Source organism: Alcanivorax jadensis T9, assembly GCF_000756655.1.
GTDB classification, from domain to species: Bacteria; Pseudomonadota; Gammaproteobacteria; order Pseudomonadales; family Alcanivoracaceae; genus Alcanivorax; species Alcanivorax jadensis.
The window spans coordinates 58,781-84,625 of the sequence record NZ_ARXU01000013.1 but is presented as its reverse complement, the minus strand read 5'-3'; the positions used below and the strand labels follow the sequence as shown (position 1 = coordinate 84,625).

The window sequence follows — 25,845 nt, the reverse complement described above, 5'->3', positions numbered from 1 at the left end:
TAGCCTTTTCCCCAGCCAACGAGCGTAGCTCGTAGCTCATTCAATCGCAGCGGGTATTGTTGAGTAACCGCAGCAGGTGATCATTGATCACCTCCGGTTGCTCCAGGTGCAGGAAGTGCCCGGCATTGGCGATCCGCTGCAGCTCCACTCCCCCGCTGAAATCACTCTCCACCAGGGTATGCTCAAGCAGTTTGGGGCTCATACAGCCATCATTCTCGCCAATCAGTATCTGAGTGGGCGTGGCAATATCCTGACCCAGCCAGCTCAAGGCTTTGCGCTGATCCTTCTTCCACAGCTTGAACATGGCCCGGTACCAGCCCAGCGCTGCCTTGATAACTCCCGGTTCGGCCAAGGTGTGCTTGGCATTGTCCAGATAGAGGCCGGGGTCCCAATCCGGCGACCAGCGCCGCCACAGGGTGTCCACCCCGCTGAGATCACCACGCTTGAGCCAGGCTTCCGGTGCTACCGGCAACTGGAAAAATTGCATGTACCCGCTCAGCAGGACTTGTTCCGGCACCTTGAGCAGCGCCTGGGGGATACGCCTCAAGGGCGGGATCGACAGGGCACTGAAAGAACAGAAGGTTTCCGGAGACTGGGCACAGGCCAGATAGCCCACCGCTGCGCCCCAGTCATGGCCGATCAAATGGACACGGCCACCCAGCTGAGCGGCAAAGACCATCAGGTCATCCACCGCCGCATAAACAGAATAATCACCACTCCCGGACTGACAGCTCGGGGCATAACCGCGCAGAGCCGGAGCGATCGCCGTATACCCGGCCGCCGCCAGGGCATTGATCTGCACCGCCCAGTTTTCGTAAGTGTCCGGAAAACCGTGGAGCAATATCACGGGCTCGCCGCTACCGGCCATCAGGGCCGGAAAGCGCAAGTCACCGTTTACCAGTTCAACCTGTTTCATCGAGTTACCTCAAAATGCCGGATCTGCGGCGCCTCACTTTCCCGGGTAATGATGTCATCCACCTGGGACATGGCCGGCCCCTGGCGCATGGCGTCCAGCATGGCCGACACCGCATCCGGCTGGCCGTGCAAGATGGCTTCCACACGGCCGTCATCACAATTACGCACCCAGCCGGCAAGATCTCGCAGGCTGGCTTCGTGTTGGGTCCAGGCGCGGTAGCCTACCCCCTGAACCCTACCGCTCACCAGTACATGTTTAGTGATCGCCATCATTGCTCTCCCGATTCTTCTCTTCGTCGCCACTACTGTCGCGGCGTTGAAAGAGTGTATCCAGCGGCATATCCAGCGGCGCCATCATACCGTCCCGGGCCTGATCCATTTTTTGCTTCAAGGTCCGCTCCCAGGCGGATTCATCATTCCCCAGCCGCACCCGCAGCTGGGCATGGGCAGGCCAGGGCAGCATGGCCACCAGTTGCCCCAGGGTCAGGTTGCGCAGATCCCGGGATAATATGTAACCGCCCTCCTCGGTACGCCGTATCAGCTTGGCGTCCATCAACAGATTGCGGAATTCATCCCACTGACTCACGCCGCAGTCGCGCATCACCTGACGTACTTCCTTGCTGCGCAGCACCTTGCCATGTTGCTGACGCAGCCAGAACGCGTGCAGTAAACGTATCAACGCATGCATTCTCGGTACCTGGCGTCGATGCTCCTGAAATACCACCAGGGCCCGCACCAGCTCTGCGCCACCAAGCACAATAATCCAGGAAATATAAACCCACAGCAGAAACAGCGGTACCGCCGCAAACGCACCGTACACCACTTCATAGCTGGGAGCCTGGCGAATAAAGAAGGTAAAGCCGCCTTTTGCCAGCTCAAACAGCAACGCCGCACTGGCAGCTCCCAGTATGCCCTGACGCAGTGGCACATTGGTATTGGGCACCACGGTGTACATCAGGGTTAGCATGGCCGTGGTAAAGAGAAAAGGCAGCAGAGACAACCACAGCCTGACCCCGCCGAGATAATGCACGGTATCACTGAATATGGCCTGGGAGGTCAGGTAGGAAGAGATCGCCAGCCCGGCGCCCAGACAGATCGGCCCCAACGACAGCACCGCCCAGTACATCATCAGACTGGTGAGTCCCTTGCGGGCGCTACGTACTTTCCAGATACGGTTCACGGTCTGCTCGATGGTGCGCAGCATCAGCACCGAGGTGATGATCAGAATAATCACCCCGGGGCCGGTCAGATTGGTGGCCTGCCGGGCAAATGACTGCAGGTGCTCCAGCAGCATATTGCCCGCCGACGGCACGAAGTATTCAAACGCCCATTGCTGAAGTTGAACGCCCTTGCCTTTCAGCGCGGGCACCGAGGCCAGTACCGAAAAACTCACGGTCATCACCGGCACGATGGCAAAGAGCGTGGTGTAAGTCAGTGCGGCGGCGCTTTCGCGACAGCCATCCTCCTTGAACTGACGCACCAGCAGCGCGAAGAAGGCACGAATGGAATCCAGCCTGGCACGAACCGGAATGACGTTTTCATCAGTTTCCATGCTATCGGCATCCTCTCCTTGCCAGCGGGTTCAAGCGCCTTACAATGGCACCCTCATCCACAGAATATGCAAAACTCATGACGGACTACACCATCTTCCATAACCCGCGCTGTTCAAAATCCCGCCAGACGCTGGCTTTGCTGGAAGAAAACGGCATCCAGCCCACTATCGTAAAGTACCTGGACGACACCCCGGATGCCGCCACGCTGAAAACCCTCATCAAGAAACTCGACCTTGCCAACGCCCATGATCTGGTGCGAAACAAGGAAGCCGACTATAAAACGGCAGGCTTGTCGGCGGATAGCAGCGAGGATGCAGTCATTGCCGCCATGGTGCAGTATCCGAAACTGATTGAGCGCCCCATCGTGGTACGGGGCGACAAGGCGGTGCTGGGACGCCCGCCGGAAAACGCCCTTAACCTGCTGGACTGACACCATCATGACGGATTATGTACTGGTGCTTTACTACAGCCGCAACGGCAGTGTGGCCAATCTGGCGCAACAGGTCGCTCGCGGCATTGAAGGCTCTGGCATGGAAGCCCGCCTGCGCACGGTACCGGCAATCTCTGCCAAGTGTGAAGCCACGGAACCCGCGGTACCAGAACAGGGCGCGCCCTATGCCACCCTGGAAGACCTGGCCGGTTGCAGCGGCCTGGCGCTGGGTTCGCCCACTCGCTTCGGCAATATGGCGGCGCCGTTGAAATACTTTGTCGACCAGACCAGCGATCTGTGGATGAAAGGCACTCTGATCGGCAAACCCGCCGGCGTGTTCTGTTCCACCAGCAGCCTGCACGGCGGCCAGGAAAGCACCCTGCTATCCATGATGACCCCACTGCTGCATCACGGCATGGTGATTACCGGTGTGCCCTATTCCGAACAAGCACTGCTGGATACTCGCAGTGGCGGCACTCCCTATGGTCCTACCCACGTTGCCGGCACCGATTCAGACCCGTCGCTGACCGACCATGAAATCTCTCTGGCAAGGGCCCTGGGCAAACGCCTGGCTACCCTCGCCCGCCAACTCAAGGCCTGAACATGAATCTCCTGCTTCTGCGTATCAGCTACGCACTATTATTGTTTGTTGGCATCTCCGGGCTGTTCAGCCTGGCCCCGCCGGATGTGCACATTGTCTCCAGCATTATCTTTGCGGTGATTCTCTATGCCCCTCTAGTGCTGATGCTGCCGGCCGTGATCAGTGGTAACAAGCGCCAGGCCACCTGGTTGTGCTTTATCCTGTTGTTCTATTTCTGCGGTTATGCCATCCAGCTGCTGGACCCGCCGCCGGTACGCACCCTGGCCATCGCCAAGACATCACTGACGGTAATGCTGTTTGTGTTCTCTGCGCTGCAGATTCGCCAGGGGCAACATGCTGATTGACGAACGGTTCGAGGTCGAAACACCGGAAGGGGCCATGCTCAGCCTGTCCCTGGCCGGCCCGGTGACACGGGCCATGGCCTATGGCATCGACCTCACCCTTCGTTTGTTGATCTTTGCGATACTGGCCTTTGTGCTCAGCCTGCTCGGCAAAATGGGCATCGGCCTGTTGCTGATTATCGGCTTTGCCCTGGAATGGTTTTACCCCACGCTCTTTGAAGCATTGCGACATGGCCAGACGCCAGGCAAGAAAGCCATGGGCATTGCTGTGGTCCACGCCAACGGCAGCCCGCTCAGTTTCAACGGCAGCCTGATCCGTAATCTGCTGCGCACCGCCGATGCCTTTCCGCTGTTTTACCTGCTCGGTTTCATCACTACCCTGATCAGCCCCCGCTATCAGCGCCTGGGAGATATGGCGGCCAATACCCTGGTGGTGCATATCGAAAAAACCGAGACCAGCCGCAAGCAACATAACGGCCCGACCAATCCACCGGACTGGCCGCTCAGCTCCCAGGACCAACTGGCCCTGCTGGCTTTCCACGAACGCCAGGACCAGTTTTCCGAAGCCCGCCAGCAGGAGTTGGCACAGCTGGCATTCCCGGAACTGAGCCCGCCCCAGGCACTGCAGCGTCTGCGATCAGTGACCCGTTACCTGATTGAGGGGGCCCAATGAAACAGGCCCGCTTCGAACAACAGTACCGCCCGCTATGGGACTCTCTGGAGCAGCAACTGGATCAACTGGAGGCGCTGCGGGTGTCGCGCAAGAAGCGCCTGCCCCTGGACCGCTTCGTGGCGGATTACCGCCAGCTCTGCCACCAACTGGCATTGGCCCGGGAGCGCACCTACAGCCTGGAACTACAGCAATACCTGAACAATCTGGTGCTACGTGCCCACCGTCAGCTGTACCGCTACAACCCGCCCCTGGCGGATCGCATCGGCGTTTTTTTTGCCAGCGGGTTTCCGGCGGCGGTTCGTCGGCAATGGAAGTGGCACCTGGTCAGCGCACTCAGCTTTGTGCTGTCCATCGCGCTAGCCTGGATTCTGGTGCAGCAACAGCCAGAGATGATCTACACCGTGGTGGACGAAGCCATGCTTTCGGATCTGGAGCTCATGTACCAGCCGGCGGATTCTGCAGGCGGCGACATCCATGCCGGGCGCGAGGGCGAAGATGACGTGCTGATGTTCGGTTTTTACATCAAGAACAACATCGGCATTGCCTTTCGCACCTTTGCCGGCGGCCTGCTGCTGGGCGTGGGTGCCATTTTTGTCATGCTGTTCAATGGCAGCTTCTTTGGCGCTATTGCCGGCCACCTGATCAATACCGGCGGCCATGAGGCCTTCTTTACCTTCGTGATCGCCCACGGCGCCCCGGAACTCACCGCCATCGTGCTGGCCGGGGGCGCCGGGCTGCGACTGGGCTGGTCGATTATCGCCCCGGGCCAATGGTCGCGACTGGATGCCCTGCGCCTGGCGGCACGGGATGCCTTGCCAACCATGTACGGGGTCTTCGCCCTGCTGCTGCTGGCCGCTTTCATCGAAGCCTTCTGGTCGCCCAGAGACTTCGACGCCACCCTAAAATACAGCGTCGGTGCCGCCTGCTGGGCACTGCTTTATCTCTATCTTTTCTTCGGGGGACGTCAACGTGGAGCTGGAAAAGGCTAGCGCCCGCCTGGCACCGCGTAGCCCCTGGCAGGCGGTGGACCTGGGCACAAAACTGTATCGGCAATGGGCCGCACCGGTGCTATGGGTATGGCTGGCGTTCACGCTGGCGCCCTTCGGCTTACTACTGGGCTGGTCGCTGCTGGCAGAAACCCTGTGGCCACTGTTCCTGTTCTGGTGGCTCAAGCCTCTCTGGGAGCGTCCGTTACTGGCCTGGTACAGCCATGCCCTGTTTGCGGAAACCCTGACCCTGAAGCAATTATTCCAGCGCTGGCGCCACTACGCCCTGCCCGGCCTCGCCAGCCAGCTCACCTGGCGACGTTTCAGTCCGGCACGCAGTTTCAACACCTGCGTCTGGCAATTGGAAGGCGCCAAAGAGGAACAACTCAGCCAGCGCTTGCGGGCGCTGAACAGCTACCCCTCCAACCGGGCCGGCATCATGACCATCGTGGTGCTTCACCTGGAGCAATTCATGGCCATGGGGCTGATGGTACTGCTTTACACCCTGGTGCCCTGGCAGTTCAGCCTGGAATGGAGCGACTGGTTCTACGATCAGGGCGCCCTGCAGATGGCCATTGCCAGTGCCACACTGTACCTGGTCATGTTTGTCACCGAACCGCTCTACGTGGCCTGTGGTTTTGCCCTCTATCTGAACAAGCGCACCTGGCTGGAAGGCTGGGATCTGCAACTGGGGCTGACCCGTCTTGGCCGCCACCGGGCCACCCGCAGCGGCGCCACCGTGTTGATGCTGCTGGCCCTGATGCTGCTACCCCTGCCGGAACCGGCAACGGCTCAACCCGCGCCCCGCAATGAAGAGCAACAGGAAGTCATCGAGCTGCTGGCAAGCCCGGACTATATGCCCTTCGAAGAGCGCACTGAGCGACAATGGAAAGACCGGGACGAAGACAGCAACAGCTGGCTGGAAGAGTTCTGGAAGCACTTCTTCGATAACCTGGACGATGATGAGCAACCGGAATCCTCCTCCCAGCCCTTTGACATCCCGGATGCGGTGCTGTGGATTCTGTTCTGGGCCCTGTTCGCCGGGCTGGTTATCTGGTTGCTCACCAAGGTGATGAATCAGTTGGGCCTGGGAAGCCAGCGGCGGGACCACAGCCCGGTGATCCCCACTCACGTAGCCGGCATGGATATTCGCCGCCATAGCCTGCCGAAAAACCTGCGCCAGGCGGTGGAGAACGCACTGGCAGCCAACGACATTCGCCTGGCCCTGTCGCTGATGCTGCGCAGTGCCCTGGCCAGCTTGCTGCGCCGCTACCCGGTGGCACTGGCCGCCGGCAGCACCGAACAGCAATGCCTGCGCAACCTCAAGGCAGCCCATGGTGAACCCTTGCCGATTCTCTACCTGCAGCGCCTGATCCAGGCCTGGATCAGCACCGCCTGGGCCCATCGTCCGGTAGATGCCGATGCAGTCCGCAGCCTGCTCACTCACTGGGAGGAGATTCGTGCTGAGGAGGCTGCCGATGCATAGGAAACTGCCCTGGCTGGGCGCCCTGCTGGTGGTGGCACTGATCATCGCTTACTACGCGCTCACCGAGCCAGTCACTGTAATCCAGCGGACTGCGCCTGACAGCGCCATTCAACGCAATCCCTACAGCGCCGCCCAGGCCTGGCTGGCACAACGGGGGCAACCCAGTCAGCGAGTGCTCAGTGCCGCTGCCCTTTTCCCGTTGCCGGAAGAAGACATCACCCTGATCATCGACAAGCAGCGAGGTCTGCTCAGCCACAGTCAGGTACGCGCGTTGCTGCACTGGGTGGAAGCGGGCGGCGAACTGATCGTCGAGGCACGACCACTGCCAAAATCCCGGGATGAAGATACCGCCACAGAAACGGACTGGCAGGACAACGATGCCCTGCTCTACAGCTTGGGAATCACCGTCTGGAAAGGGGAAGCGTTGGCTGACGAGGAGGAACTGGACCCGTTTTTCGAACTGCTCGACGCCCTGCCTGCCTTTGCCGGCAATCCCCTGCAATACTGCCTGCTCACCGACAACGATGAACTGCGCGAAACCTGCGAGGCGCTGGCCTGTGAGGCCCCGCCACAACCGGAGCCCCTGCTGCTCCATGCCGGCGATGACCAGCCCTCCCGTCGCATCCAGCTGCATAGCCAGCATGTACTCTGGCACGACAGCTGGAACGAGGAAGACACCCCGGCAGAGTTTCTCCCCGAGTGGCCAGTGGAAGTGACCGCCTATGCGGACAACGATGACGGCAGCCAGCTGGTCCAGCTATCCCTGGGCGACGGCCAGGTCACCGTGCTCACCGACCTGGGGCTGTGGGACAACCAGAACCTGCTTTATTTCGACCATGCCTGGCTGCTGGCCTGGCTCACTGGCAACCAGCCGGTGTGGTTCGTGCACTCCGTGGCCATGCCACCATTACTGCAATGGTTATGGCTGCGCGCCCCGGAACTGGGAACCGCCCTGCTGCTGCTGGTTGGCCTGTGGTTATGGTCACGAATTCCCCGCCGCGGCCCGATTCAGCCGGTGGCCGAAGACAACAACCGGGATTACCTCCAGCATCTGCATGCCAGTGGCTATTTCCAGTGGCGCACCGAACAGCAGGACACGCTGCTCACCGCCCTGCGGCAGCAGGCCCTGGCCCGACTCAACCGTTACCATCATCAGCGTCAGCAGGCCCTGGAACGCGCCGCCAGTCACCTGAAAGTGACTGTCGCGCAACTGGACCACGCGCTGACACAGCCCCCGGCAAACCGTGACCAGCTCGCCCAGCAGGTAGCCCTGCTGCAGGCTTTAAGGAGTGACACATGACACAGCCCACCACCCTGGCCGACGCCACCCAGCTGGCCCAGGATATTGAACATCATCTCAATCAAGTGCTGATCGGTCAGCAGCAGGTGGTTCGCGAAGTGCTGATCGCCCTGGTCTCCGGTGGCCATGTGCTGATTGAGGGGGTACCCGGACTCGGCAAGACCCTGCTGGTACGCAGCCTTGGCAAGGTGCTGGAACTGGACTTCAACCGCATCCAGTTCACCCCGGACCTGATGCCCACGGACGTGACCGGCCACGCCATGTACGACCAGAAAAGCGAGCAATTCCGTATTCGCCGCGGTCCCGCCTTTACGCAACTGCTGCTGGCCGATGAAATCAATCGGGCCCCGGCCAAGACTCAGGCGGCGCTTCTGGAAGTCATGCAGGAGCGGCAGATCACCATTGAGGGCAAAGCCTTTACGCTGAATGAGCCCTACATGGTACTGGCCACCCAGAACCCGCTGGACCAGGAGGGCACCTACCCGCTGCCGGAAGCGGAACTGGACCGTTTCCTGTTCAAGGTGTTGATCGATTACCCGGATCACGCGGACGAAACCCGTCTGGTGAACATGGTGCTGGACGGTACCATCCGCGCCAGCCTGGATGTGGAAAGCCTGAGCCCGGTCACCGATGCCGCCGGCCTGAAAGCCATGAAGGCGCTCAGCGACAGCGTGCTGATTGATGACGAGGTGCTCGACTATGCCCTGCGCATCGTACGCGCCACCCGGGATTTCAGCGGCCTGAGCCACGGCGCCAGCCCCCGTGCCAGCATCGCCCTGGCCCGGGCCAGCCGGGTACAGGCCCTCTTTGAGGGCCGCGACTTTGTCACCCCGGACGATGTACAGCAGGTGGCCCGCCCGGTGCTGCGCCACCGCATTCAGCTCAGCGCCGATGCGGAAATCGAAGGCCAGACTCCGGAAACCGCCCTGGGTCGACTGCTGGAACAGGTGGAAGCGCCGAAGCAATGACAGGGAACGCGAGACGCCGGACGCCAGACGCTGGAAGCCTAAAACCCGCACCGCGACTGCTTGCCATCGTTGCGCTGTGGGCCTTGCTGGCCGTTGCACTATTCTGGCTGCCCGCCGGGTTTGTCGTCGTCTGGTGGGCACTGGGCGCCCTGACTTTGGTGATTGCCCTGCTGGATCAGTGGCACGCCCGCCGCTTGCCTGCCCCACAGGCACAGCGGGAGTTACCTACAGCCCTGTCGGTTCAGCAACCGCACCCGGTACGGGTGCGGGTCTCCTCGGCAAGCCTGCCGGAAACCGTAGAGCTGGCCGACCAGCACCCCGGTGACGATCCCCACACCGGCCTGCCGGCCACCCTGACACGGGCCGAAGCAGAGCTGACCGAGCTGACCTATCACTACCGGCCCAGCCGCCGCGGCCCGGTACAGTTCGGCGACCTGGTGTTCTGGTTCCCCAGCCGCCTGATGCTGTGGCAGGTACGCAAGGTATGCGACGCCGCCTGCACCGTGCCGGTATACCCGGATTTCTCCCGTCTCAGCCACAGCGGATTGGATGCCAATCATGCCCACCTGCTCACCGGCACACGGCTGCAACCGCGCCGCGGCGAAGGCATGGAGTTTCATCAGTTACGCGAATATCACCCCGGTGACAGCCTGCGCCAGATCGACTGGAAAGCCACCGCCCGCCGCCGCAGTCTGATCAGCCGGGAATATCAGGATGAGCAGAATCAGCAGGTGCTGGTGATGCTGGATGGCGGGCGGCGTCTGGGGATGCCGGTTGGCTCGCTGACCGGCTTCGACCACGCGCTTAACGCCGCCCTGCTACTGGCCTGGAGTGCGCTCAAGCAAAAGGACAAGGCCGGCGCCATGCTGTTTTCCGGCGACCAGCCACGCTGGCTGCCACCGGTGCAGGGCCAGCAGGGCATCAACCACCTACTCAACGGGCTCTACGATCTACACCCCAGCCAGCATGCCAGCGACTTCAGCCTGGCCGCCCGGCAACTGGTGCGCCGCAGCCGGCGACGAGCCCTTGTGGTACTGGTTACCCGCCTGCAGCAGGAAGATCTGGATGATCTGATGAGCGCCGTGTCCCTGCTGCGTCGCCACCATCTGGTACTGATTGCCGACATGCTGCTGCCGGAACAGGAACAACTGTCACGCCAGCCGGTGGGCAACGATTTTGATCAGGCCCTGCAAGTGTGCGCCGACGCCCAGGAACAACAGGCCCGCCACGACCTGCACACCCGCCTGCGCCATGCGGGGGCGCTGGTCACTGCCACCACACCACAACAGATGCCGGCGCAGCTCAATAACCTTTACCTTATGCTGAAACGCAGCGGACGTTTGTAGAACTGACACACATTGAAACGTACCAACCACACGTTCTGAACTAGCTGTAGGAGCCCCGCTTGAGCCGCGAACCGCGCTTGCGCGGAAATCGCACGTAGGGCGATCAGGGATATCAGGACCCGACAGGCCCGAGCCTGCCCGTCATAACAATGTTTTCCTCACTCCGCTCGGTTCGCCCCTCAAGCGGGGCTCCTACAGCCACTCCGGCTATATGAACGTATCTTCCAAAGCCGTTTCCAGTTCCCTGTCCGCCAGGCCGTAATACTCCATCAGCACCTGGCACCAGCGCTGCGGGCGATCCGGCAACCCGCTTTTCAGCAGATCCTGAGCCTTTTCCCTGACCTTCAAGGCAAACGCGCCCTCTTCCCCCGCCTCCCCATTCAGGTTATCCAGTGACACCCGGAATGGATGGCCGCATGCTGCACAGAACAGGGCTTCCAAGGCCTGGGGGTAGACTTCTACCCGGGTGAACTGCGCCTGCTGCTCGGCATTGCGTCCGTCCGGGGCATACCAGTAGCCATAATCTTCCTGCTGTCGGCGGGTCGGGCCGGCCACACACCAGTGGGCGATTTCGTGCAGGGCGCTGCGGAAATAATCGCGGGTGTAACAGATACGATGGGGGTTGCCCGGACGATACACGGGCTCGTCCGCGCCGCCTTCCAGAACGGTGGTATGAGAATGAAAAAAAGTGGCCCTAAACAGTCTGTCCAGGTCCTCGCTACGGTGCCCCCGGACAGCGCTTTGCGGTATGGTAGCCGCCTTTGTTTGGCCCTGTGGCTTACCGCCAAGATCACCCATAAGATTCGTCGCGCCTATGTCATCCCGTCGTCAGGAGCTCGCCGCCCAGCTCACACTTGCCCTGCCCATTCTCGGCGGCCAGTTGGCCCAGACCGCCAACGGCTTTGTGGATACCATGATGGCAGGGAGAGTCAGTGCCAATGATCTGGCGGCGGTGGCGGTGGGCGCCAGTATCTGGGTGCCACTGTTCCTGTTCATGACCGGCGTGCTGATGAGCGCCACGCCGATTCTTTCCCGCCATCTTGGCGGCGAAGCTTACCATCGCATCAACCCGCTCGCCCAGCAGGGCATCTGGCTGGGCCTGGGTCTGGGTATTCTCTGCGCCCTGATCCTGCGCAGCATCGCACCGGTACTGGTATGGATGGACGTGGACCCGGCCATTCGCCCGCTGGTCAGCGGTTATCTGGATGCCCTCAGCTGGGGGATGCCCGGCGCCGCCCTGATGCTGGCCATGCGCAGCTACACCGAGTCCATGAACCACACCCGCCCGGTGTTGCTGTTCAGCGTGATCGGGCTACTGATCAATATTCCCAGTAACTATGTGCTGATTTACGGCAAATTGGGTTTCCCTGCCATGGGCGGAGTCGGCTGCGGCTGGGCCACCTCCCTGGTGATGTGGTCTATGGCACTGATGATGCTGTTTTATACCCACCGCCACCCGGTGTACCAGCACGCGCCGCTCAATCTGCGCCGGCGCCATTTTGAAATGGCCAGCCTGGGGTACATGCTGCGTCTGGGGCTGCCAGTAGGGTTATCGATCTTTTTCGAGGTCAGCATCTTTGCCGTGATTGCCCTGCTGATCGGCAGCCTGGGAGCCCAGATCGTGGCCAGCCACCAGATCGCCCTGAACTTTACCTCGCTGATTTTCATGGTGCCGCTCAGCTTTTCCCTGGCCGCCTCGGTCCGGGTGGGCCATGCCAGGGGGCGCCACGACGAGCCGGGACTGCGCCATGCGGTGCAGGTGGCACTGTGTATCACCACCGTGGTGGGGGTGACGGCAGCAGCGGCGCTGGTCTTGGCAAGAAGCTGGATCCCCCATATCTATACCAATAACCGGGACGTGATCGAACTGGCCACCTATCTGTTGCTGTTCGCAGCGTTATACCAGGTATCCGACGCCCTGCAGGTCTGCGCCAACGGCTGCCTGCGCGGCTTCGAAGACACTGCCTGGCCTATGATCATGACCCTGTTCGCCTACTGGGGTGTAGGCCTGCCACTGGGTTACGGCCTGGGACTGACCCACTGGTTCGGCGAGCCCATGGGCCCGGCAGGGTTCTGGATCGGGCTGGTAGCCGGCCTGACCGTGGCGGCCATTCTGCTGGGCTGGCGACTGCGCTGGCGGATGCGGCAAACCTTGTCACCAACCACCTGACACCATCCCTGTCCCGCGTCCTCCGTAGGGTGGATTAGCCTAGGCGTAATCCACCATCGTTTCGGCGTGATGACACCTTGCCCAGTCAGGCAGCAGGTGGATTACGCTTAGGCTAATCCACCCTACGATACTGTCCGGCATCTTCTCGGCAGCCGCCCGCCTACGTTTCAAATACCGGCACCTGCAACAGCCTTCGGTAATAACTGTCGGTCAACCAGGGGCGTCCGCTTAACAGATGGTTAAGGTACCAGCGCTCCGGTTTCAGGTTTTCCGCCTGCCAGTCTGCGTTGGCAATATAAACCCAGGTTGGCACTTCACCCGCACCTGTCAGCACCGGCAGGCATTCACGCCGGTAACGGACCGGGTGCCCTTCATAGGGGTCCATCCGCTCGATTTCCCGATGATCGCGCAAGCGGTACAACACCCCTTCCACCGCATCATTGGTCGGCACAATGTTGGCGTAGGCAATGCCCTGCTTGCCATGGGCCCGCTTGTTGAATGCCAGCGTCCACCCTTCCAGCCGCGCCGCCATGGACTCCCGATACTGCATGCCCCGCACCGCCATTCGGCCCGGGTTCATGTTCGAGCCATAGGCAAAATAATACTCACACTGCACACCCGCCTCCTGGATGAAATGAACATTAAAAGGGGATAAAGCCGAACCACAAGTCAACCGCGTTCAGACCTACAGGCTACGCCACCCCGACGCGCGGGCACCTTCGCAGCGAGCCACCTCAGTACCAAAACCGCGCAGCTATCAATTATCCATTATCAACTATGAATTGCTTTCTGCACCGGCTTGCATGGCCGCCCCGTACAGGCTAACGTGAATTCAGGAGACTCTGAATAACTCCTTGCATGCTCAGTCTTTCAGGCTGGCTCGTAATCTAGGCGCAATTTTGATGGCATGCTGGTTGCCTGTCGAGAAATTGCAACGACGAGTACGGGTCAGCCTGGAAGACCCGGAGGGCGCGGCCTGAAAGGCACATCTGCTGCGTTTTGTCCCTAGGAAAGGGAACCACCCTGTCCTTCGCGACAAACCACAACAGCTGCACCTTTCAGGCCACGCTGAGTATGCAACGAGTTATTCAGAGTCTCCTCAGGGCCGTGCAGAACGAACACTGTGTGTCGGGCTGGCGGCGCCAAGGACTTGTACCGGGAGGTGCCCATGACTCAGGCTCACCGGCAACACCCTGGCGGGAACAATGTGGTTCCCTTCTCTCCACGCCGCAAAGCGGCACAGCCCCCCATTTTGCGTCTTTCCCCGGAATACGATGGCATTGAGCTGTTGTACGCCAATGACCACCACCCGGATAAACTCTTTTCCCTGAAAATTCTGGCCTGGGCTCGTCTCGCCAATGGCGACACGGTGGCCATGGTCCCCTGGCTGAAAGAGCCGGTGACCGCCATGGCGCTGGCGGACCCTCTGAACGGCCGCTGGGAAGGATACCGACTGCCGGAAAGCGACTACCTGTTCGTTGATGCTCCCGAGCACAAGGTACAGGAGCTGGATGCGGCACTGGGCTTCTTTGGCAAACCCCGGCCCGGCGATCAGACGATTCAGGAAATCCCCGACACCATCGGCACCCACGCGGTTTTTTCCGAGGATGGCTTCCATACCATCAGCCTGATGGAGGTGGTGAGCTGGCGCCTGACCGCAGACGGCACCCTGGCCGCCATGGTGGCCGATGAAACCGGCACCATGGAAACCCCGGTGCTACCTGGCGCCAAATGCCTGATCCAGGCCCAACAATTACCGCACTTCCGCTACTTCTTCCAGCACGGCATCGCCAATAAACTGAAAGAACGTGACCCGGAAGCACTGGCCGCGGTGGCGATGCTTTCCAGGACCAATTGATAGTTGAGAATGGATAATTGATAACGTCGCGGTAAAGATTACGGTGACCTGAAATGCAAGAGGCCGCGCCCAGAGATTGGCCGCGGCCTCTTGCATTTTAATGCTGCACGGGGCTTGATCGCGCAGTTATCAATTATCCATTCTCAACTATCAATTACCCTTCTTCCGTATCCAATAAACCCAAAGCTCCCCCTCCTGCTCCTGGCCCAACAAGGTATGGCCAAGAAACTGGCAGAACTTGGGAATATCCCGTTCGGTGGACGGGTCGGTGGCGCGGACTTCCAGGACCTCGCCAGGGGCCATGTCGCGCACCTTGTTGTGCAACATCATCACCGGTTCCGGGCACAGCAGACCAGTGGCGTCGAGGTGGTGTTGGGCGTCCTGGGTCATGGAGTTACCTTTTGCGCGTTGTCATTAAGTGGCGCTTGCCAGAAAAAGGCGGCCATTATAACGGTTGTGCAGAGAATCGCAGCCAGCAGGAAGTGGCCCGCATAGCCCAGCCAGGCCGCACTGAAGCCACTCGCCAGTGTAAAGGCGCCCACCGCAAACAGCTGTACCGAGGCCTGCATGGTGTAGTCACTCCCCTCGTGGCCGCTACGGCAGTAGTCCATCATTAATACGAACAGAGCCACTGTGGACAGACCGTCGGCGAATTGCTCGAACAGGGCCACCGGCCAGATCCAGTGATCCGCCGGGCTGCTGGCCACCATCCACCAGCCAAGAAAGGACACGGCCTGCAAGGCGGCAAAACCGAACAGCGCCAGTTTGCGCGACAGCCGCATCATCAGCACGCCCGCCAGTGCCGCGCCGGCCAGTCCCACCAGGGATGAAACTAAATCCAGTCGACCGATGGCTTCCAGGCTCCACTGCCGGTCCACCAGAAAGGGTTTGATCATACGGGTACCGAACCCGTCACCGACCTTGTAGCCCAGCAGGATCACCAGCCAAACAGCCATCTGCGGCCGCCACCAGAACAGGGTCAGTTGTCGCCGCCACCAGAGCAACGTCACGGGTCGACGGGGTTTGATCTGCTCCCGGGGCTCACGAAATCGCCAGACAACCAGTGCCACCAGCAGCAGGGCGACAATCAGGCTTGCCAGGGTACCCTGCCAGCCCCAGCGACCGACCATGATCAGCAAGGCACCACTACCCAGGATCATGCCAATCTTGTAGCCGTTCACCTGAATGCTGTTGCCCAACCCGCGCAAGTCCGGTGTCAGCAAACGGGTGGCCAGGCCGTCGGTAGCGATATCCTGAGTGGCACTGAACAGGTTGAGCAGAAACAGCAGCACCACCAACAGCGCAAAGCCCGGACCAAACAACCATTCGCGGGGAAACAGTGCCGTGATGGCCAGTACCAGCATCACGGCAAACACGCAGGCCAGAATCCACCGCTTGCGATGATTGGGTTTGCCACTACCCCAGCGATCCACCCAGGGAGCCCAGAGAAACTTCAACGCCCAGGGCAAGGCCGGCAGAGCCAGCAGGCCGATCCATTCCGGTGACAGGCCTGCGTCTCTGGCCAGAGCCGGCATGGATTTTCCCAGCAAACCGGCCGGCAGCCCCTGGGCAAAATACAGCACGCCAAGAGTGACAAAGAGAGCCGGCGCGGGACGCTGTGCAGGCATGCTCAGTAGTCCCGGTGGAACGCTGCCCACACGGTAATTTCCTCACGATCGTAGTAAAGCTGTGCCGCCTTGATCTCGGGCACCCCCAGATGCTCATGGCGCTCCATGGCAGCAGTCAGCTTTTCCAGTAATTGCCAGGCCTCCTGGAAACGGCGCTTCATGGGCAGCTTGAGATTGAACAGCGCCGCTTTGGACCAGCCCTGGGTGAGCCACTTTTCCATCTGCTGCAGGGTCCGCGCCGGCTTGTCCACCACATCGCAGACCACCAGATCCACACTGCTTCGGGGCCGCCAGGTAAAGGCATCACCGTGGATATGCTCCACCGGATATTCATCCATCAGGCGGGTATCGAGTTTACCGTGATCCACGGCCTGCACCTTGATGCCACGCCGGGCCAGTTGCCAGCTCCAGCCGCCCGGGGCGGCGCCCAGATCAACGGCGGTTTTCGCTGTGAGACTGTCGGTGCTGCCGAAGAAGCGGATCAGCGCTTCTTCCACCTTGAGCGCGGAGCGGCTGGGGGCTTCAGCCGGCAATTTCAGCCGTCGCACCCCGCCTTCGACCAACGGTACAGCGGTCGGGCTGCTGGTCACCCAGCCATTGTGGGAATCACTGAAGAACAGGTGCACCCGTTGGCGGGCACCGGGTTTCAACAGGCCGGCCTTTTTCAGGCGTGGCTCCAGCGCCTTGCGAAAGCCGCGCAGAAAGCGCTGCATCTCACGACCTTCGTTGGTGTCCGGATGCTCCAGAAACACCTCGCTGAAAGGGGCCGCCTGCTTCAGAAGCGGCCACAGTTCGGCAATCCGGTCATCGCCGATATCCACGAACTGGCCCTCGGCCAGGCTCAGGCTACGGGCAAAAATCAGCCCGCTCCCCAGCAGTGCCGCCATCGAGCCCTGCTGACTGTGCCAGAGCACATAGCCGCTATCCGGGACGGTACGCGGATAACCGCCAACCATCTGCTCTGCCGCATGGAAGTTCAGCTCCGCAGCCAGGTCGTTCTCGAACCCGGGGCGGCACAACCCCAGCAGGGTTTCATCATGGGCGTGCTGCAAGTCACTGTGCATGTTGGTCTCGCGCTGGTTACAATGTGGCACATTGTCCTTATCACAACGGCTGGATCAATAATGAAAACAATATTGCCGCTGACCCTGGGCCTTGGCGCTGCCCTGCTCTCCCCTTTTATACACGCCGAAGAAGAACTGGCACCACCGGATGTGGATTTCTACGCCGAGGCGCAGATGCTACGTGTCGACCTGGCCCCCTATGGCTTTGATACCACCGACGGGCTGGATATTCGCCTGGGAATGTGGCTCAACAGTGTGGATATCGGCGGAAACTCTAGGCTGGGACTGGAGGCGGGCTTCCTACGTAACAGCGAAGACTCGAATGACCGTCAGTTTGAGCGTGCACCAGAGTCCAATGAAACCCCGATCAATGGAACCCCCATCGATAGTGTCAGGATCAGCGAAGAGAATTCACTACGCCTTAACGGCATTACGGTGGGTGTTGTCTGGCAAACCAAACGTTGGGTCTATCTGAAAGGCGGTGCCTATATCTACGATTTCAAGCTAGAAAACAGCCAGCAACGCGCATTCCTCGACAATAATTCCGACACCGTTGCCACCGTCAACGAAGCCCCAACTAACGACAGTCAAAGCGGTATCGCCCCCTATATCAGCGTGGGGCTAGCCATCCCGGTACTGGACAAGCTGTCTGTCACTGCAGATTATCGCCAAACGCAGTTGGAATCCGAAAACTTTGGCTCCTTCGGTGTTGGGATTCGCTTTTCCAACTGACCCGTAAACGCGGTTGGAGCCTTGCTTTCAAGGCGCAGCGCCTGGAACCGGCCTTCGCTTTGCTCGCAAAGCTCCAACAAGTCAGGCACCTTTTCATACCACAGCAGATGACCCTCTGCTGTTACTTCACAAACACCACGGTCTTGTTGCCATCAACGATGACCCGGTCTTCCAGGTGCCAGCGTACTGCCCGCAGCATTACCTGCCGCTCCACGTCCTGACCCAGCGATTTGAGCTCGTCAGCGGAATGTCGATGACTGACCCGCTGCACGTTCTGCTCAATGATCGGGCCCTGATCCAGATCTTCCGTCACATAATGGCTGGTGGCACCGATCAGTTTGACGCCACGATCGTGGGCCTGCTGATACGGGTTGGCGCCCACAAAGGCAGGCAAGAAGGAATGGTGGATGTTGATAATGCGATGCGGATGGTGTGAAACAAACTCGCTGCTAAGAATCTGCATGTAGCGGGCCAACACGATCACGTCCACCTGTCCGTCCAACAGCGCCAACGCCTTGGCCTCTGCCTCGGCCTTGTTATCGCCGTTCACTGGAATATGGTGATAGTCGATCCCAAATCGCTCCACTTCACCGCGTAAATCCTCATGGTTGCTGATCACCATGGGGATGGTTGCTGGTAGATCGCCCCGCGAGGTTCGCCACAAGAGATCCATGATCACGTGGTCATGGCGTGACACCAGCACCGCCATGCGCTTTTTCTCGCTGGCGTAGCTGATCTGCCACTGCATACCGTAGGGTTCGGCAACACGGCTGGCGAAATTGTTACGCAGAGCGTCCCGGGAACAATCCAGCTCCGGCGTCTGGAATTCCAGACGCAAAAAGAAAGTGCCACCTCGCGCATCGCTGGAGTGCTGATCGAAATCGGTGATGTTGGCACCGTGGTTGAACAGAAAGGTACTTACGGCGCTGATAATACCCGGCTTGTCCGGGCAGGTTACCAGCAGGCGGGCCGTATTGGCGTCTTGCACTGTCATTGCGGGTCCTGGTAATCGGGCAGATTAATGACTAACGCCGAAATGCTCTTTGCGGAAGCTGGATGGGGTCTTGCCCGTCCACTTTTTGAAGGCACGGTGGAAAGAGCTGGCTTCACTGAAGCCCATCAACAGGGCAATTTCATCGATGCTCAGATCCGGCTTGGACAGGTAATAGACTGACGCATCCTTGCGGATGGAGTCCTTGATCTCCTGGTAGCTGGTATTGGCCTCTTTCAGCCGGCGGCGCAGGGTTTGCGGCGTCATGTTCAGTTTACCGCAGATTTCCGTGAAATCGGGGAAACTGTTGCCGTACTCGTTGGAAATGATCGCCCGGATTTGCGCCGGCAAGCCCACATTGTGGATATTGCCATCGAACAACTGGGCCAGGGAATCCTTGAGGAACTTGGAGAGAGACAGCTCGTTCTGCACCAGGGGCAGGTCGAGAAAGTCAGCACGGAAACTCACCGCATTTTCGTCGGCACTGTACTCGATGGGGCAATCGAACAGGAAACGGTGTTCCTCATCGTTTCTCACATCGGTGTAATCCAGCTTCACCAGCTGGGGTTCAATAGCCTTGCCCACCAGCCAGCTCATGAAACGCAGCCAGACAAAAAGGGACGTCTCGATGATCACTTCCCTAAAATCCAGGCGCGAGTCCGCCTTGACGACCAGCCGGGCGATGTCTCCTTGCCGCTCGATCCGGGAATGCATGCTCAGTTCGAACAGATCGTAAAAACGAATACCCCGCTCAATGGCCGCACCGAGGGTCGGGCAGTTGATCACCGCGTGGGCCATCATTGAAAATGTGCCCGGCTTGGATTTGCGCCCCTGCCCGAAACCGAGAAACTCGTCTTGGGTCTGCTGCATAATCAGCAGCATCATCTTGATAAAGGTGTCGCGCTCGATGGTGCCGTCCGGATCATCCAGCAATTGCCGAGGAATATCACATTGATCAAGCAGATCAGGGATACTGGCACCGGACCGCCCTGCCCCCTGAAGCAACTTCACTACGCGATTGATATTGATTGTTCTGCGCTGGTACATCGACCGCCACCCTCACACCGTTGGCAATGCCAAAAAGCTGTCTCTATCAGAATCCAGTATCGTGATCTTCAATGATACCCGTTCCGCATCTCTCCGCAGGACCGTTCACGGGCCATCATAATAAAGAAACTGACCGTAATTAACACACTGTTTACCCTGGGCAGACCTGCGATTGTACTTTACCGCAACGAAAACTGCCTTGACGTGACATTCACTCTTGTTATCGGCTTGCCGTTACGTTACAAAATCAGTCATGAATGTTCTCGTTGTCGAAGACAATAAAGCTGTCAGTCTGATCATCTGCCGCATCATTGAAGAGCTGGGCCATGAATATGTGCTGGCAGCCGACGGTGAGGCAGCCTTGCGCCTTTATCGGCAACGGAACGTGGACCTGCTGATTCTGGACGTGGAACTACCGATACTGGACGGCTTCAGTGTGGCTCGGGAAATCCGCAACCAGAATGGCCAGACCCCCATCCTGTTCATCTCCGGCAACCACAGTGAGGCCTACCAGCAGCAATGCCTGGATGCCGGCGGCGAGACACTGATGCCCAAACCCTTGCGCCCCAGTGAGTTACGGCGCTGGCTGGAAGTCGCCTTCACCCAGTTAGCCTGCAGCAACCTGACTCCCTCCGGTGCGTCAGCCTGACCCCTGCCTCTACTCAGTCGCATCATCCATTACCGCCAGACTTCGCAACCAGTGGCGCCCACTTTCATCCACTTCTCTCGCCAGATTCAATACGCTGATACCCCGCATACGGGCATCTGCCACCAACGAATAGGCCTCACGTTGCAGCTGCTCCATGGCCTGCCGGTGCTGGGCCGCCAGGTCCGCGCAGGGTGGTGCCTGGTAGAGCCTGTCCAACGCTCGCAGGATCTGCTCACTGAAGCCCTGCAAACCGGGATCATGGCTTTCTGTCAGTAGCGCCAGGTCATCCGCCACATCCTTCAGCGCCTTCAAGGCATAAACCGCTTCACGCACCCTGGCACGCAAACGTTGCAGGCGCTGCTCCTGTCCCTCAGTCATGGGCTGCTGGGCCAACCGATTGGCATAGTCTGCCAGCTGCATTTCCAGATCCGTGACCTGACTATATTCCTCAAAGAAGCGGGACAGGGAACGTCCCTGCAGTGGGTTCCGGCAATAATCCCTGACCCGATCAATGAGAATGCCGGTTTCCCGTGCCAGCACCAACAGCGCAGGCTCTACCGATTGCGGGCTGATATCCGCGAACAGATCATGATGCCCTCGCTTGCCGATATGCGCTTCAATCGCTCGCTCCATAACACCCAGTAACGGCGCAAACACCACAATACCGATCAAGTTGAAGCCAGTATGGAAGGCCACCAGGCCATATAACGGATCATCGATACCCAACCAGCCCGAGACCTGTGGCCACACGGGCATCACCAGCAGAAAGGCCAGCAACGCCGTTCCCACGTTATAAAGCACATGAAACGCCGCCACTTGCTTCTTCTGCACGGACCCCTTGATCGCACCGAGCAGCAAGGTGCTGGTAGTCCCCAGGTCCGCACCGATCACCAGCGCCAGAGCTTCCGGCAAGGCAATCAAGCCGCCGTTTAGCGCCGATAGCGTAATCAGCATGGCTGCAGAAGAAGACTGGATGATGGCCGTCAGCAACACCCCGGCCATCAGATACAGCACCGGTGGATAAACTTGCAGCCAGCTCACATCAAAGCGCTGGCCGACGCCTTCCACCGCCACCTTCATGGTATCCAGACCAAAGATCAGTAAGCCGAAAGCCAGCAAAAACAGGCCGGCAGAACGCCACATGCCTTTCGGCAGGAGCACATAACAGAGGGCACCGGCCCCCGCCAGCGGCAGGCTGACCGCAGAAAGCGAGAGTTTGAAGCCCAGCAGCGTTACTAGCCAGCCGGTTACTGTGGTGCCCAGATTGGCGCCCAGCATCACCGCCATGGCATGGCGCAGAGGGAGTATCCCCACCGACACGAATGCCAGCACCAATAACCCAACGAGAGAACTGCTCTGCATCACTGCTGTAATCAGGCCCCCTGCCACCACCCCTTTCAGGGTGGTGTTGGTGGACCGTTGCAGCCACAGGGAAGCCTTTTCGCTGAACAGGGTCTGCACCGCCTGTTCCACCAGTTGCATGGCAAACAGAAACAGACCCAGCCCGGCAATCATTGTCAGCACACTGTTCATCGCTGCGGCTCAATCATTCTTTTTCGTCAGTACTTGCCGATAGTGCTCAATACACTGGGGATCTTCCTGCGGGTATTCTGGCGCCAGCTCCTTCAGCGTATCCAGGAGCAACGCCGCCACCGCGGCTCTGGCATTTTTCTTGTCATCGTTGGGAATCAGATGCCAGGGAGCATGAAGGGTATGGGTTGGCACGAGGGTCTCGTTGACCAGCGATAGATAGGCGTCTCTTGCCAGCCAGCTTTCCACATCCGCCGCGTCAAACTTCCAGCGTTTGCGGGGCTTGTCCAAGCGCTTTAAGAGACGGCGACGCTGTTCTTCCTGCGAGGTATTCAGCCAGATCTTGATGATCCGGGTTCCTTCCCGGTGCAAGTGCTGCTCGAAGGCGTTGATGGCCTCGTATTTCAGCGGCCAGTCATCACTGCTGTGTTCGGTGACCGGCCACAACCGTTCAGCCAACACCGATTCATAGTGGCTGCGATTGAAGGCGACCACTTCCCCCCTGCCCGGCAGGTGGCGCCAAACCCGCCAGAGAAAATCATGATCCACCTCTTCACCCAGCGGTCGACTGAACCCATGTACCCGAAACGCGGCCGGATCCATGGCCCGGGCCAGGGTGCGAATCAGGCTGTCCTTGCCGGCAGCATCCAGCCCCTGCACGACCAGGAGCACCCCGTGACGTCGATTGGCAAACAGGCGCCGCTGGTATTCGTGCAGACCGTCCAGCACCGTATCGAGATCCTGTTGCGGTGGTTCCCTGAAATCAGTGGGTAAACTTTGTACGTTGAGGGTGGGCCCCGACGGCCAACCAAAGCGGTCCAGTTCCATGCGCACTCCCTTGGGTATACCGTATTGAGCATAAAGGGCAGTGAGAGCCAGGCAAACAGGAGATTTTCATGGAACCACGTATCAGCATGATCACCCTTGGCGTCAATGACCTTGCGACGGCGATCCGCTTTTATGAGCAGGGTCTCGGCCTGCCCCGCCGCCCCATGCCGGACGAAGCGCCGGTGGCGTTCTTTGAATTGAACGGCACCTGGCTGGGCTTGTTCGGTCATGATGCGCTGGCCGCTGATGCCGGCGTTGCGCCATCGGGTCAGGGCTTTCGCGGCGTGGCGATGGCACACAATGTGGAAAGCCCACAGCAGGTCGACCAGTTACTGTCCCAGGCTCAGGAAGCCGGTGCGCAACTGATCAAGCCCGGACAGTCCACCGATTGGGGCGGTTACGCCGGCTACTTTGCCGATCCGGATGGCCACCTGTGGGAAGTGGCCTGCAATCCGCATTTCTGGGTGGGGCCCCGCTAGCTGGCGACTGACATCAACGTGCAGACATAAAAAAGCCCGGCACAGGGCCGGGCTTTTTTATCAGACGGAACCTACGTTACTTGTAGATTTCGCCTTTTTCCGCTTTCTCCACCAGGGAAGCCGGCGGGTTGAAGCGATCACCATACAACTTGGCCAGCTCCTGGGCGCGGGCCGCGAAACCACGCAGACCACCCTCGTACTGGTTGATGTACTGGATCACACCACCGGTCCAGGCCGGGAAGCCAATACCGAAGATGGAACCGATGTTGGCATCGGCCACAGATTCCATAACGCCTTCGTCGAAGCATTTCACTGCTTCGATGGCTTCCACAAACATCATCCGTTCCTTGATATCTTCAAACGGAATCTCTTTGTCACCACCAAAGGCGTCTTTCAGACCTGGCCACAGGTGCTTCTTGCCGTTTTCCGGGTACTCGTAGAAGCCTTTGCCCTGGACTTTACCGGGACGGTCCAGCTCTTCGACCATTTTCTTCATGACCACTTCAGCCGGATGCTCGGGCGGCAGTTCCTGACCTTCACGCTTGGCATCGTCACGGGCCGCCTTGCCGATCTTCAGGGCGGTTTCCATGTTGATCTCATCGATCAGGTTCAGCGTACCCACCGGGTAACCGGCCTGCATGGCGGCCTGCTCAATGGACTGGGCATTGATACCTTCACCCAGCATGGCAATCCCTTCGTTGGCGAAAGTGCCGATTACGCGGGTGGTGAAGAAGCCACGGGCATCGTTGACCACGATGGGGGTCTTCTTGATCTGCTGGCAGTAATCGTAGGTTTTCGCCAGCGCTTCCGGGCTGGTGTCCTTGCCGGAAATGATTTCCACCAGCGGCATCTTGTCCACCGGACTGAAGAAGTGGATCCCAATAAAGTTATCCTGCTTCTTCACACCCTTGGCCAGACCGGTAATCGGCAAAGATGAGGTGTTGGAGCCAAGCACGGCATCCGGCTTCACCACATCCTCGATTTCCTGGAAGACCTTGTGCTTCAGTTCGGTGCTCTCGAATACCGCCTCGATCACGAAGTCCACCCCGTCCAGATCCTTGGCATCTGCCGTGGCATGGATCAGCGACAGGATCTGCTCTTTCTTCTCTTCGGTCATCTTGCCGCGGGAGATGTCCTTGTCGAGCAGCTTGCGGGAGTAATCCTTGCCCTTGTCCGCGTTTTCCTGGGAGATGTCTTTCAGCACAACCTGGGCGCCACTGCGAGCGGTCACATAGGCAATGCCCGCGCCCATCATGCCGGCACCGAGGATACCGACTTTTTCGGCACGGAATTTCGGCACATCCTTGGGACGGCTGGCACCGGCGTTGATCGCCTGCAGGTTGAAGAAGAAGGCGGTGATCATGTTCTTGGCCACCTGGCTGGTAACCAGGGACACGAAGTAGCGACCTTCGATGGTGGAGGCATTGTCGAAATCCACCTGGGCCCCTTCCACGGCCGCAGACATGATCGCCAGCGGTGCCGGATAATTGGCGCCCTTGATCTGCTTCTTCAGGTTGGCCGGGAACGCCGGCAGGTTCATGGCGAACTTGGGATTCTTGGGGTCACCACCGGGGATCTTGTAACCTTTCTGATCCCAGGGCTGCTGGGCTTTGGGATTGGCCTTGACCCATTCGCGGGCCTTGGCCAGCATCTCGTCACGGTCAACAGCCAGCTCGTCGATCAGCCCCACTTTCTGGGCCTTGTCGGCTTTCATGCGCTGGCCCTGCATCAGCACTTTCATCAGGCCATCCTGGATACCCAGCATGCGGATCACGCGGGTGACACCGCCACCACCGGGCAGCAGACCCAGGGTCACTTCCGGAAGACCGAACTGGGCGGATTTGTCGTTGATGGCAACACGGTGATGACAGGCCAGGGCGATTTCCAGACCGCCACCCAGAGCCGTACCGTTCAGGGCAGCCACAACCGGCTTGCCGAGGGTTTCCAGCACGCGCAACTGACGCTTGATCTCGGTAACGTTATCCAGGAAAACCTGGCCGTCTTCCTTTTTCGCCTTAAGCAGGTCACGCAGATCACCGCCGGCAAAGAAGGTCTTCTTGGCGGAGGTGATGATCACCCCGGCAATGTTGTCTTTCTCTTTTTCCAGACGCTCCACGGTGGCTGCCATGGACTTGCCGTACAGCTCGTTCATGGTGTTCGCGGACTGGTTGGGATCATCCAGAATCAGGGTAACGATGTTGTCCGCGTCCTGTTCCCAACGGATTGCAGTTTGTTCACTCATGTTCTTTCTCCGAATTCGTTCGACGCGG

At 59.6% G+C, this 25,845-nt stretch carries 27 protein-coding genes; 14 read left to right on the top strand and 13 right to left on the bottom strand.

The genetic code is table 11. From position 1 onward, the window contains the following. Positions 1–40 precede the first annotated feature (40 nt). The 3 genes from T9A_RS14115 to T9A_RS14105 are packed head-to-tail and all read right to left on the bottom strand — an operon-like array spanning position 41 to position 2,467. On the bottom strand, positions 41–916 hold the full coding sequence (locus T9A_RS14115; RefSeq protein WP_035249637.1) for an alpha/beta fold hydrolase: 876 nt from the start codon (positions 914–916) through the stop codon (positions 41–43). After that, positions 913–1,188 (bottom strand): acylphosphatase, encoded by a 276-nt coding sequence (locus T9A_RS14110; protein ID WP_035249635.1) that lies wholly within the window; start codon positions 1,186–1,188, stop codon positions 913–915. Before T9A_RS14110 ends, T9A_RS14115 begins: the two co-directional genes overlap by 4 nt. Then, entirely contained in the window at positions 1,172–2,467 is a 1,296-nt protein-coding gene (locus tag T9A_RS14105; RefSeq protein WP_035249634.1) for a YihY family inner membrane protein, read from the bottom strand. The genes T9A_RS14110 and T9A_RS14105 overlap by 17 nt, the downstream gene beginning before the upstream one ends. Before the next feature lie 77 nt (positions 2,468–2,544). Between T9A_RS14105 and arsC the strand changes: the two genes are divergently transcribed. The 9 genes from arsC to T9A_RS14060 are packed head-to-tail and all read left to right on the top strand — an operon-like array spanning position 2,545 to position 10,599. Next, on the top strand, positions 2,545–2,898 hold the full coding sequence (gene arsC, locus T9A_RS14100; protein ID WP_035249633.1) for an arsenate reductase (glutaredoxin): 354 nt from the start codon (positions 2,545–2,547) through the stop codon (positions 2,896–2,898). A gap of 7 nt (positions 2,899–2,905) precedes the next feature. Then, positions 2,906–3,499: an NAD(P)H:quinone oxidoreductase gene (gene wrbA, locus T9A_RS14095; protein ID WP_198030671.1), complete on the top strand. Its 594-nt coding sequence runs from the start codon at positions 2,906–2,908 to the stop codon at positions 3,497–3,499. A 2-nt stretch (positions 3,500–3,501) separates the two neighbouring features. Continuing rightward, positions 3,502–3,843 carry a DUF2069 domain-containing protein gene (locus T9A_RS14090; RefSeq protein WP_035249632.1) on the top strand — a complete coding sequence of 114 codons (342 nt, stop codon included), beginning with the start codon at positions 3,502–3,504 and terminating at the stop codon, positions 3,841–3,843. Further along, complete coding sequence (locus tag T9A_RS14085; RefSeq protein ID WP_035249631.1) at positions 3,833–4,513, top strand: RDD family protein; 681 nt, start codon at positions 3,833–3,835, stop codon at positions 4,511–4,513. Before T9A_RS14090 ends, T9A_RS14085 begins: the two co-directional genes overlap by 11 nt. Continuing rightward, on the top strand, positions 4,510–5,502 hold the full coding sequence (locus T9A_RS14080; protein ID WP_035249630.1) for a stage II sporulation protein M: 993 nt from the start codon (positions 4,510–4,512) through the stop codon (positions 5,500–5,502). The genes T9A_RS14085 and T9A_RS14080 overlap by 4 nt, the downstream gene beginning before the upstream one ends. Beyond that, a complete protein-coding gene (locus T9A_RS14075; protein ID WP_035249629.1) occupies positions 5,483–6,985 on the top strand; it encodes a hypothetical protein in 1,503 nt (500 codons plus the stop codon). The genes T9A_RS14080 and T9A_RS14075 overlap by 20 nt, the downstream gene beginning before the upstream one ends. Further along, positions 6,978–8,285: a DUF4350 domain-containing protein gene (locus T9A_RS14070; protein WP_035249627.1), complete on the top strand. Its 1,308-nt coding sequence runs from the start codon at positions 6,978–6,980 to the stop codon at positions 8,283–8,285. Before T9A_RS14075 ends, T9A_RS14070 begins: the two co-directional genes overlap by 8 nt. Then, positions 8,282–9,253 (top strand): AAA family ATPase, encoded by a 972-nt coding sequence (locus T9A_RS14065; protein ID WP_035249625.1) that lies wholly within the window; start codon positions 8,282–8,284, stop codon positions 9,251–9,253. The genes T9A_RS14070 and T9A_RS14065 overlap by 4 nt, the downstream gene beginning before the upstream one ends. Further along, complete coding sequence (locus tag T9A_RS14060; RefSeq protein WP_052043046.1) at positions 9,250–10,599, top strand: DUF58 domain-containing protein; 1,350 nt, start codon at positions 9,250–9,252, stop codon at positions 10,597–10,599. Before T9A_RS14065 ends, T9A_RS14060 begins: the two co-directional genes overlap by 4 nt. A 207-nt stretch (positions 10,600–10,806) precedes the next feature. On the opposite strand, the gene T9A_RS14055 is transcribed toward T9A_RS14060, so the two are convergent. After that, a complete protein-coding gene (locus tag T9A_RS14055; protein ID WP_232222125.1) occupies positions 10,807–11,301 on the bottom strand; it encodes an elongation factor P hydroxylase in 495 nt (164 codons plus the stop codon). Between the two features lie 112 nt (positions 11,302–11,413). On the opposite strand from T9A_RS14055, the gene T9A_RS14050 reads away from it, so the two are divergent. Beyond that, positions 11,414–12,769, top strand: coding sequence for an MATE family efflux transporter (locus T9A_RS14050; RefSeq protein WP_035249623.1), 1,356 nt, complete (start codon positions 11,414–11,416; stop codon positions 12,767–12,769). A 160-nt stretch (positions 12,770–12,929) separates the two neighbouring features. Here T9A_RS14050 and T9A_RS14045 read toward each other — a convergent pair whose 3' ends face one another. Beyond that, positions 12,930–13,385, bottom strand: coding sequence for a gamma-glutamylcyclotransferase family protein (locus tag T9A_RS14045; protein ID WP_035249621.1), 456 nt, complete (start codon positions 13,383–13,385; stop codon positions 12,930–12,932). 552 nt (positions 13,386–13,937) lie between these two features. Here T9A_RS14045 and T9A_RS14040 point away from each other — a divergent pair. Next, positions 13,938–14,627: a hypothetical protein gene (locus T9A_RS14040; RefSeq protein WP_035249619.1), complete on the top strand. Its 690-nt coding sequence runs from the start codon at positions 13,938–13,940 to the stop codon at positions 14,625–14,627. Positions 14,628–14,777: 150 nt separating this feature from the next. Here the strand turns inward: T9A_RS14040 and tusA are convergent, their stop codons facing one another. From tusA to rlmM, 3 genes are read right to left on the bottom strand one after another with little or no spacing between them, the layout of a single operon-like run. Further along, on the bottom strand, positions 14,778–15,017 hold the full coding sequence (gene tusA / locus T9A_RS14035) for a sulfurtransferase TusA (protein ID WP_035249617.1): 240 nt from the start codon (positions 15,015–15,017) through the stop codon (positions 14,778–14,780). Then, positions 15,014–16,255 carry an MFS transporter gene (locus T9A_RS14030; protein ID WP_035249615.1) on the bottom strand — a complete coding sequence of 414 codons (1,242 nt, stop codon included), beginning with the start codon at positions 16,253–16,255 and terminating at the stop codon, positions 15,014–15,016. The genes tusA and T9A_RS14030 overlap by 4 nt, the downstream gene beginning before the upstream one ends. A 2-nt stretch (positions 16,256–16,257) precedes the next feature. Beyond that, positions 16,258–17,319, bottom strand: coding sequence for a 23S rRNA (cytidine(2498)-2'-O)-methyltransferase RlmM (rlmM, locus tag T9A_RS14025; RefSeq protein WP_052043045.1), 1,062 nt, complete (start codon positions 17,317–17,319; stop codon positions 16,258–16,260). A 60-nt stretch (positions 17,320–17,379) separates the two neighbouring features. Here rlmM and T9A_RS14020 point away from each other — a divergent pair, with 60 nt between their 5' ends. After that, on the top strand, positions 17,380–18,051 hold the full coding sequence (locus T9A_RS14020; protein WP_035249613.1) for an outer membrane beta-barrel protein: 672 nt from the start codon (positions 17,380–17,382) through the stop codon (positions 18,049–18,051). 121 nt (positions 18,052–18,172) lie between these two features. On the opposite strand, the gene purU is transcribed toward T9A_RS14020, so the two are convergent. Next, positions 18,173–19,045: a formyltetrahydrofolate deformylase gene (gene purU, locus T9A_RS14015; protein WP_035249612.1), complete on the bottom strand. Its 873-nt coding sequence runs from the start codon at positions 19,043–19,045 to the stop codon at positions 18,173–18,175. 24 nt (positions 19,046–19,069) lie between these two features. After that, the gene (locus T9A_RS14010; RefSeq protein WP_035249610.1) at positions 19,070–20,089 is read right to left on the bottom strand and encodes an AraC family transcriptional regulator; all 1,020 of its coding nucleotides are present in this window, start codon (positions 20,087–20,089) and stop codon (positions 19,070–19,072) included. Positions 20,090–20,342: 253 nt separating this feature from the next. On the opposite strand from T9A_RS14010, the gene T9A_RS16700 reads away from it, so the two are divergent. Then, positions 20,343–20,738, top strand: coding sequence for a response regulator (locus T9A_RS16700; RefSeq protein WP_052043042.1), 396 nt, complete (start codon positions 20,343–20,345; stop codon positions 20,736–20,738). Between the two features lie 9 nt (positions 20,739–20,747). On the opposite strand, the gene T9A_RS16695 is transcribed toward T9A_RS16700, so the two are convergent. Continuing rightward, on the bottom strand, positions 20,748–22,271 hold the full coding sequence (locus tag T9A_RS16695) for a Na/Pi cotransporter family protein (RefSeq protein ID WP_052043040.1): 1,524 nt from the start codon (positions 22,269–22,271) through the stop codon (positions 20,748–20,750). 9 nt (positions 22,272–22,280) lie between these two features. Next, complete coding sequence (locus T9A_RS13995) at positions 22,281–23,096, bottom strand: PPK2 family polyphosphate kinase (protein ID WP_035249608.1); 816 nt, start codon at positions 23,094–23,096, stop codon at positions 22,281–22,283. Positions 23,097–23,164: 68 nt separating this feature from the next. Between T9A_RS13995 and T9A_RS13990 the strand changes: the two genes are divergently transcribed. Further along, positions 23,165–23,575 (top strand): VOC family protein, encoded by a 411-nt coding sequence (locus T9A_RS13990; RefSeq protein ID WP_035249606.1) that lies wholly within the window; start codon positions 23,165–23,167, stop codon positions 23,573–23,575. A 76-nt stretch (positions 23,576–23,651) separates the two neighbouring features. Here T9A_RS13990 and T9A_RS13985 read toward each other — a convergent pair whose 3' ends face one another. Next, positions 23,652–25,817 carry a 3-hydroxyacyl-CoA dehydrogenase NAD-binding domain-containing protein gene (locus T9A_RS13985; RefSeq protein WP_035249604.1) on the bottom strand — a complete coding sequence of 722 codons (2,166 nt, stop codon included), beginning with the start codon at positions 25,815–25,817 and terminating at the stop codon, positions 23,652–23,654. Positions 25,818–25,845: the final 28 nt, after the last annotated feature.